Here is an 8,509-nt window from a genome sequence, read left to right as displayed (position 1 = left end):
CATAAAGGGAACATGAGACACCTCTCCCCCTCACGTCCTGGATCACCTCACTCCTCCGCCGGTGCGGCTGGCCGCCGAATGCCGGTCAGGACGTCCCCCGTGCGACGCCACCTGCGTTGTCTCGTGCCTGTCACGGCCGTCGCCGTGCTCGCAGGCGCCTGCAGCGCCGAGGCGCCGGGAGAGACGGGCGAGACGGATGCCACCTTCACCCCGGTCTCCGGGGACGTCGTCGTCGACCCCGGTGAACACCCGAAGGTGAACCTCCCGGTCGTGGCCCCTGCCTCGGACCCGGTCTGGTCACACCTCAGCGAATTCCAGTTGGTCAATGACGTGCCCGACGGCGGCGTCTCGGTCTACGACGGCGACTCGATCGAGGTCGAGCGTGACACCGAGGAGGACGGCACGGCCGCAGGGTCGGTGACCGCCCAGCTCAACGGCGACCGGGACCGCACCGAGCTGTCCCAGGTCCGCCTGGTGACCGACCAGGACGGCACCCTGCAGGACCGCAGCGTCGGCGACTATACGCTGAGCCGGGCCGAACAGGCCCCGGACGCCCCGACCCTCACCCCGACCCGCGACTACCCTGCCGAGCTGGCCGGGTGCGGGGACGTGGAGTTCAGCGTGGAGGAAAGCGTGGAGATCAGCGACGTCGTCACCGAGGCACCCGGGCTCGGAATCACCGACGTGCGCGTCGACTCCGAGGGCTCCGACGGCGAGAACGGCACCACCGTGTCCTTCTCCCTCGACTGCGCCGAGGACTTCGACCGCTACGTGTTCAGCCCCCGGGTGCTCGTCGACGGGGAGACCTCCCACGAGGTGGCACTTCCCCCGATCCAGCTCGACACCGTCACCGCGGAGGACCGGATCCGGGACCACCTCTGAGACCGGTGTACCGGCGTCACTACACTCGGGGCCATGAGCACACCTGATATCGCGGAGTTCATCGGCAACCACGGCGTGGACCTCTCCTGGTCCGACGGTTTCTACACGTGGATGCACGAGAACCCGGAGCTCAGCGAGCACGAGGAGCAGACCGCCGCACACGTCCTCGAGCGCCTCAGCGCCCTCGGCGCAGAGGTGACCACCGGTATCGGCGGCCACGGCATCACCGCCGTGTGGCGTAACGGGGACGGCCCGACGGTGCTCTACCGCGCCGACTTCGACGCCCTGCCGGTCACCGAGGACACCGGGGCGTCCTACGCCTCGAAGAACCCCGGCGTGATGCACGCCTGCGGACACGACGTGCACACCACCGCCCTGATGGGCCTGTGCGAGATCATGGACGCCCGGCAGGACGCCTGGTCGGGCACCTTCATCGCCCTGTTCCAGCCTGCCGAGGAGGTCACCCGCGGTGCCACGTCGATGATCGAGGACGGACTGGCCGAGCGCATCCCCGCCCCGGACGTCTGCCTCGGCCAGCACGTGATGCCCGGCCCGGTGGGCACGGTGTTCTCCTCGGCCGGCCCGGTGATGGCCGCCTGCGACACCATCACGGTGACGTTGCACGGGGTGTCCTCGCACGCGTCCGCACCGCACAACTCCATCGACCCGACGTTCCTCGCCGCGATGATCGTGGTGCGCCTGCAGGGCATCGTGGGCCGCGAGGTCGCCGCGGACGACTTCGCCGTGGTGTCCGTCGGCACACTCACCGCCGGCCACACGAACAACACCATCCCCGACACGGCCACGCTGGTGCTGAACTGCCGCTTCTACGACACCGGCGTGCGTGACCGCACCTACGCCGCGATCGAGCGGGTCATCCAGGCCGAGTGCGCGGCCTCGGGCACGCCGAAGCCGGCGGACGTCGTCTACTCCGCGCGCGGCGAGCTGACCGACAACGACGCCGGCGTGCACGAGCGGGTACGCCCCGTGCTCGACGAGGTCTTCGGCGAGCGTTCGCAGGACGCCGCCCGCTGGACGGCGTCGGAGGACTTCTCCGAGATCCCCCGCCACTTCGGCGTGCCCTACGAGTTCCTGCTCACCGGTTGCACCGACCAGGACGTGTGGGACGCTGCGGTCGCCGCGGACCGGGTCGCGCAGGACGTCCCGGGCAACCACTCGCCGCAGTTCCTGCCGGCGCCGGGCACCGTGGACATCGCCACACAGGCGGCGACGGCGGCGGTGCTGGCCTACCTCTGGCGCGGCTGACACGCCACCGGACGGGTAAGGCTGGCTAAGGCTGGCTCAGGCGGAGCCGACGGCCTCGCGGCCGAGGAACTCGTTCATGCCGTCCCAGTCACGCAGCGCCTGCTCGGTGCCGCGCGCCAGGGAGTCACGCAGGACGTCGACCTTGCGCTCCGTGGAGCTCACCGGGGAGGCGTCCTCCGGGAAGTACAGGAACGCCCGGCCGGCACGCTCCAGGGCGTAGAGCCGCTGCATCGTGGCGTTGTAGCGGATGTGCCGGGTGAGCAGTGCCTCGGCGACCGCCGGGTAGCGTGCCAGCAGCGTGCGCCACACCTTCGAGCGTCCCATCGGTGGCTTCACGTAGCCACGCGGGTGGGTGAGCACCGCGAAGAAGCGGTCGTAGCCGTCGGCCAGGGCCGCGTCCAGGGGGATCCCGCCGGACGGTCCCAGGGCACCGTCGACGTAGGGCACCCCGTCGATGCGTGGCACCGGCATCGCGAACGGGATCGTGGAGGACGCCCGGACGCGGTCCATCAGTTCCTGGCCGGAGCCGATGTCCTCGCGTCCCCAGTAGACCGGGTCACCGTTGTCGGCGCGGGTGGCGCAGATCCGGAACTCGGTGTCCCCCTCCAACGCGAGGCGGGCGTCGTAGGGCCGCGGAAGATCAAGGGTGTGGGCCTGACCGTAGATGAACTCGGCGTTGAAGAAGCCCTTGCCACGCAGCAGCCAGGTCCAGCCACCGAACTGTGGTTCGGTGGCGAAGTCCACGAAGCTGCGGCGCAGGCGGTCCTGCTCCCCGCTGAGGTAGCTGACCAGGTGCGTCGCTCCGGCCGAGACCCCTCCGACCCAGCCGAAGCGCACGTCGTGGTCCATGAGGACATCCACCGCACCGGCGCTGTAGGAGGCACGCATGCCTCCACCCTCCAGCAGCAGTGCCGTGTCGCGTGCGTCGATCATCCTGGTGGGGCCTCCTTCTACGCGGTGTCCTCGCCGAGCAGGTGGACGTGGATCATGTTGGTGTTACCCTCGGTTCCGGGGGGCGAACCGGCCACGATGACCACGGCGTCCTCCCGGGTGTAACCCGCCTTGCCCAGCAGGATGGAGTCCACCTCCTTCATGATCTCGTCGGTGGTGGAGACCTCGTTGGTCAGGTACGACTCCGCACCCCAGGTCAGGGCCAGCTGGTTGCGCACCTCCTGGTACGGGGTGAACACCAGCAGCGGCAGGTCGGAACGCAGCCGGGCCACGCGACGGGCGGTGTCGCCGGAGGCGGTGAAGGCCACGAGCGCGCGGGCGTTGAGCCGCTCGCCGATGTCCTTCGCCGCGAAGCTGATCACGCCACGCTTGGTGCGCGGCACGTGGGACAGCGGCGGCACCTCGCCGTCGATCTCGGCGGCGGTGACGATGCGCGACATGGTCTTGACCGTGTCCACCGGGTACTTGCCCACGGAGGTCTCACCGGAGAGCATGACCGCGTCGGCACCGTCGAGCACGGCGTTGGCGACGTCGGACGCCTCGGCGCGGGTCGGGCGGGAGTTCTCGATCATCGAGTCCAGCATCTGGGTGGCGACGATCACGGGCTTGGCGTTCTCCCGGGCGATCTGCACCGCCCGCTTCTGCACCAGCGGCACCTCCTCCAGCGGAACCTCGACACCCAGGTCACCACGGGCGACCATGATGGCGTCGAAGGCGAGGATGATCGGCTCGAGCGCGTCGACCGCCTCGGGCTTCTCCAGCTTGGCGATGACCGGCACGCGACGGCCGACCTCGTCCATGATCTCGTGGACCAGCTCGACGTCCGCCGGGGAACGCACGAACGACAGCGCGATGACGTCCGCACCCATGGTCAGGGCGAAACGCAGGTCGGCGATGTCCTTCTCCGACAGGGCCGGCACGGAGATGTTCATGCCGGGCAGGGACACGCCCTTGTTGTTGGAGACGGGACCGCCCTCGACGACCTCGCAGACCACGTCGTTACCGTCGATGGCCTTGCAGACGAGGCCGACCTTGCCGTCGTCGACGAGCAGGCGGTCGCCGGGGCGTGCGTCCCGGGCGAGCTGCTTGTAGGTGGTGGAGACCCGGTCGTGGGTGCCGGACACGTCGTCGACGGTGATCCGCACCTCCTCACCGGTCTCCCAGTAGGTCTTCTCCTCAGCGAACCGGCCGAGGCGGATCTTGGGTCCCTGCAGGTCAGCGAGAACGCCGACGGAGCTACCGCTCTCCTCGGCGGCCTGCCGGACCCACTCATAGTTCTGCTGGTGGTCCGCGTGCTCACCGTGGGAGAAGTTCAGGCGGGCGACGTTCATCCCCGCCCCAACGAGCTCACGGATCTTGTCGGCGGAGGCCACTGCCGGGCCCAGGGTGCATACGATCTTGGTGCGTCTACTCACCTGTCCGAGGATAACCCTGTGCCCCCGCCACCGCTACCACCGGATGCCTCAGGAGCTTCTGCATCGGGTTCGGTATCCCCTTCACCGTCCCCCTCCTGGTCCTCAGGCGGCGGTCCTGCCACGTACTCCGGCTCTTCGCGGGTGCGTGAGCGGGTGAGGATGAACAATGTCAGGGCGGCGAGGAAGACCACTGCGGAGACCACGCTGTTGATGCGCACGTCGCCGAAGACCGTCGTCGCCGCGTCGGTGCGGAGCAACTCGATGAAGAAACGCCCGAAGGTGTACCCGGCCACGTAGAGCATGAAGACCCGTCCGCCACCCAGGCGGAACCGGCGGTCGGCCCACACGAGCAGGACGACCACCAGCAGGCTCCACACCATCTCGTAGAGGAACGTGGGCTGCACGGTCGCCAGCACGGTGCCGTCGGAGACCCCGTCCATCTGGTCGATGTTGCCGTCGGCGTCGACCCGCCGGTAGATCTCGAGTGCCCAGGGGGCGTCCGACTCCCCGCCGTAGAGCTCCTGGTTGAACCAGTTGCCGAGGCGTCCGATGGCCTGGGCGAGCAGGATCGGTGGGGCCACGGCGTCGGCGAAGGGGGCCAGCGGCACCTTCTTGTACGCCAGCACCGCCCACACGGCCAGGCCGCCGAGGACCACGGCACCCCAGATCCCCAGGCCACCGTTGGTGATCTTGAAGGCGTCGACCCAGTCGCGCCCCTCCCCGAAGTACAGGTGGTGGTCGGTGATCACGTGGTAGATCCGGCCACCGATGATGCCGGCGGGCACGGCGGCGATCGCGCAGTCGATCACGGTCTCCGGGTAGCCGCCGCGCGCCACGTAGCGCCGCACGGTCCAGAACACCGCCACGACGATGCCGGTGAGGATGCACAGCGCGTAGGCGCGCAGGGCGACCGGACCCAGGTGCCACACGCCCTGCGGCGGCGAGGGAATCGTGGCGAGGATCTGCGTACTCACCGACGGACCCCCTCGTACAGGTCCTTGGCCAGGGTTTCCAGTGCGTCCACACCGGAGGACGCCGCGGAGATCAGCGCGGAACCGACGATGACGCCGTCGGCGTAGTCGGCGATAGCGGCGGCGTGGTCGCCGTTCTTCACGCCCAGCCCGACGGCGACCGGCAGGTCCGTGGCCGCGCGGGTACGCGCGACGAGGTCGCGGGCGTCCGAGGAGACGTCCTCCTGCGCACCGGTGACGCCCATGTGCGACTGGGCGTAGATGAACCCGCCGCCGGCGTTGACCGTGAGGTCCAGGCGTTCGGCGGTGGTGGACGGCGCGACCAGGTAGACGTTGTCCAGACCGTTGGCCCGGCAGGCGTCGTTCCAGCGGGCGGACTCCTCCGGCAGCAGGTCCGGGATGATCGACCCGAGGCCACCGGCCTCGGCCAGCTCCTCGGCGAACTTCTCCGGGCCGTACTGCAGGATCGGGTTCCAGTAGCTCATGATGACCGCGCTACCGCCGGCGGCGGTGATCGCACGGACCACGGTGAAGGTGTCGCGGACGCGGAAACCGGCCTCCAGGGCGGTCGTCGCGGCCTCCTGGATCGTCGGGCCGTCCATCATCGGGTCGGTGAAGGGCACGCCCACCTCGATGAGGTCGGCGTGGCGGGCCAGCGCGGTCGCCAGCTCCACGGAGTCGTCCAGCGTGGGGTAGCCGGCCGGCAGGTAGCCGACGAAGGCGGCGTGGCCGTCGGCCCGGGCGGAGGTGAAGACCTCGGACAGTGTGCTCATCAGTTGTTCTCCTCGTCCGTGTGTGCCTCGCCCTGCTCCGGGTGCATGCCGAACCACGTTGCGGCGGTGTCGACGTCCTTGTCGCCACGTCCGGAGACGTTGACGATGAACACCGGCCGTGCCCCGTCGGACGTCGTCCTCTCCCCCGCGGTGTACTCGGCGCCGACCTTCACCGCCAGCGCGACGGCGTGGGCGGACTCGATGGCGGGGATGATGCCCTCGGTGCGGGTCAGCAGCCGGAAGGCCTCCATCGCCTCGGTGTCGGTGACCGGAAGGTACTCCGCCCGGCCCTGCTTGGCCAGGAAGGAGTGCTCCGGGCCCACGCCCGGGTAGTCCAGACCGGCGGAGATCGAGTGCGACTCGGTGATCTGGCCGTCCTCGTTCTGCATCAGCGCGGCGAAGGACCCCTGGAAGACGCCCTCGGAGCCCACGGTGATCGGCGCGGCGTGGCGTCCGGTCTCCACCCCGTCGCCACCGGCCTCGCCGCCGATGAGGGCCACACCCTCGTCGTCGATGAAGGGGTGGAACAGCCCGATGGCGTTCGAGCCGCCGCCGACGCAGGCCATGACCGCGTCCGGCAGACGACCGGACGCGGCGAGGATCTGCGCGCGCGCCTCGACACCGATGATGCGCTGCAGGTCCCGGACCATCTCCGGGAAGGGGTGCGGGCCGGCCGCGGTGCCGAAGCAGTAGTAGGTGTCGTCGGCGTTCGCGACCCAGTAACGCATGGCCTCGTTGATGGCGTCCTTCAACGTCGCCGAACCCACGGTCACCTCGATGACCTCCGCGCCGAGCAGACGCATGCGGGCGATGTTGAGGGCCTGGCGGCGCGCGTCGACCTCACCCATGTAGATCCGGCACTCCAGACCCAGCAGGGCGCACGCCGTCGCCGTAGCGACACCGTGTTGGCCGGCGCCGGTCTCGGCGATGACGTTGGCCTTGCCCATGCGCTTGGCCAGCAGGACCTGGCCGAGCACGTTGTTGATCTTGTGCGAGCCGGTGTGGTTGAGGTCCTCACGCTTGAACCACACGTCGGCACCGACGGCCTCGGAGAACCGTGCGCCGAAGTAGAGCGGCGACGGCCGGCCGGTGTAGTTGCGGTGCAGCTCGTCGAGCTCGTCGAGGAAGTCCTGGTCCGCCCGGGCCTTCGCCCAGGAGTCCTGGATCTCCTCGATGACGGCCATCAGGGCCTCGGGGATGTAGCGCCCCCCGTAGTTGCCCCAGTGACCGTTGTCGTCCGCGTCGTGCGCGGTCGGCACGGCGAGGACCTCCCCCGCCGTCGGCAGGCCGAGCGTGTTCTTGAAGTCACTTCTGTCGTTCCCGGATGGTGTACTCACACCCAGGAACTGTACATTACGCCGCGGACGTCACTTCGGCTCCGGGCGGAACGCGGGGTGCTGCCCGGCGGCGACCAGCGCGCGGCAGGCCTGCCCCGGGTTCGCCGCGGTGACGAGCCCCTCGCCCACCAGGATCGCGTTCGCCCCGGCGTTGGCGTAGGACTGCAGGTCGGAGGTGTTGCGAACCCCGGACTCCGCGACCTTGACCACGCTGTCCGGCAGCCGCGGCACGATCCGGGAAAACACGCCCGGGTCGACCTCGAGGGTCTTGAGGTTGCGGGCGTTGACACCGATGACGGACGCCCCGGCGGCGACGGCCCGGTCGGCCTCCTCCTCCGAGTGGACCTCCACCAGCGCGGTCATCCCGAGGGACTCGGTGCGGTCCAGCAGGGCGGTCAGCCGGTCCTGGTCCAGGGCTGCGACGATGAGCAGGACGACGTCCGCACCGTGGGCCCGGGCCTCGTGGATCTGGTACGGGTTGACGGTGAAGTCCTTGCGCAGCAGCGGCACGTCGACGGACGCACGGACCTTGTCGAAGTCGGCCAGCGAACCGCGGAAGCGCCGCTCCTCGGTGAGGCAGCTGATCACGCTGGCCCCGTTGGACGCGTAGGCCTTGGCGAGGATCTCGGGCTCGGGGATGTCGGCGAGGTGCCCCTTGGACGGGCTCGCACGCTTGACCTCGGCGATCACGCTCACCTCGGGGCCGGCCAGGGCGGCGCGGGCGTCCAACGCCGGGGGCATGTCCAGGGACATGGCCTTGATCTCGGCGAACGGGACCGCGGACTCGCGCCGCGCGGTGTCCTCGAGCACGCCGGCGATAATGTCGTCGAGTACGGTTGCCATCGTTCCTCCCGGGAGGTCAGGTGTCTGCGGTCAGGTGTCTGGTGCAGCTGAATGGACCAATGCTAACGCCA

Annotated in this window: 8 protein-coding genes; 2 read left to right on the top strand and 6 right to left on the bottom strand. The window is 69.7% G+C overall.

What is annotated here, in order from left to right:
- Window positions 1-99 precede the first annotated feature (99 nt).
- Together ACT3TD_RS04760 and ACT3TD_RS04755 are read left to right on the top strand one after the other, a co-directional pair.
- A complete protein-coding gene (locus ACT3TD_RS04760; protein WP_301441694.1) occupies window positions 100-882 on the top strand; it encodes a hypothetical protein in 783 nt (260 codons plus the stop codon).
- Window positions 883-915: 33 nt separating this feature from the next.
- Entirely contained in the window at window positions 916-2,148 is a 1,233-nt protein-coding gene (locus ACT3TD_RS04755) for an amidohydrolase (protein WP_301441695.1), read from the top strand.
- A 36-nt stretch (window positions 2,149-2,184) separates the two neighbouring features.
- On the opposite strand, the gene ACT3TD_RS04750 is transcribed toward ACT3TD_RS04755, so the two are convergent.
- The 6 genes from ACT3TD_RS04750 to trpC are packed head-to-tail and all read right to left on the bottom strand — an operon-like array spanning window position 2,185 to window position 8,438.
- Window positions 2,185-3,081: a patatin-like phospholipase family protein gene (locus ACT3TD_RS04750; protein ID WP_301441696.1), complete on the bottom strand. Its 897-nt coding sequence runs from the start codon at window positions 3,079-3,081 to the stop codon at window positions 2,185-2,187.
- Between the two features lie 17 nt (window positions 3,082-3,098).
- Entirely contained in the window at window positions 3,099-4,514 is a 1,416-nt protein-coding gene (gene pyk / locus ACT3TD_RS04745) for a pyruvate kinase (RefSeq protein WP_301441697.1), read from the bottom strand.
- Window positions 4,511-5,488, bottom strand: coding sequence for a prolipoprotein diacylglyceryl transferase (lgt, locus tag ACT3TD_RS04740; protein WP_301441698.1), 978 nt, complete (start codon window positions 5,486-5,488; stop codon window positions 4,511-4,513). The genes pyk and lgt overlap by 4 nt, the downstream gene beginning before the upstream one ends.
- A complete protein-coding gene (trpA, locus tag ACT3TD_RS04735) occupies window positions 5,485-6,258 on the bottom strand; it encodes a tryptophan synthase subunit alpha (RefSeq protein WP_301441699.1) in 774 nt (257 codons plus the stop codon). The genes lgt and trpA overlap by 4 nt, the downstream gene beginning before the upstream one ends.
- A complete protein-coding gene (trpB, locus tag ACT3TD_RS04730) occupies window positions 6,258-7,595 on the bottom strand; it encodes a tryptophan synthase subunit beta (protein WP_301441700.1) in 1,338 nt (445 codons plus the stop codon). Before trpB ends, trpA begins: the two co-directional genes overlap by 1 nt.
- Before the next feature lie 30 nt (window positions 7,596-7,625).
- The gene (trpC, locus tag ACT3TD_RS04725) at window positions 7,626-8,438 is read right to left on the bottom strand and encodes an indole-3-glycerol phosphate synthase TrpC (protein WP_301441701.1); all 813 of its coding nucleotides are present in this window, start codon (window positions 8,436-8,438) and stop codon (window positions 7,626-7,628) included.
- Window positions 8,439-8,509 lie beyond the last annotated feature (71 nt).

Origin of the sequence: Corynebacterium sp. AOP36-E1-14, from assembly GCF_052377495.1 — a bacterium.
GTDB lineage: Bacteria > Actinomycetota > Actinomycetes > Mycobacteriales > Mycobacteriaceae > Corynebacterium.
Note: the sequence above shows the minus strand (reverse complement) of the source record. Positions and strands in the feature narration are given on the sequence as shown.

Bases quoted from the DNA above. Each gene is read 5' to 3' on its own strand.
- ACT3TD_RS04755 (WP_301441695.1), top strand. From the start codon at position 916: ATGAGCACACCTGATATCGCGGAGTTCATCGGCAACCACGGCGTGGAC.
- ACT3TD_RS04750 (WP_301441696.1), bottom strand. From the start codon at position 3,081: ATGATCGACGCACGCGACACGGCACTGCTGCTGGAGGGTGGAGGCATG.
- trpA (WP_301441699.1), bottom strand. From the start codon at position 6,258: ATGAGCACACTGTCCGAGGTCTTCACCTCCGCCCGGGCCGACGGCCAC.
- trpC (WP_301441701.1), bottom strand. From the start codon at position 8,438: ATGGCAACCGTACTCGACGACATTATCGCCGGCGTGCTCGAGGACACC.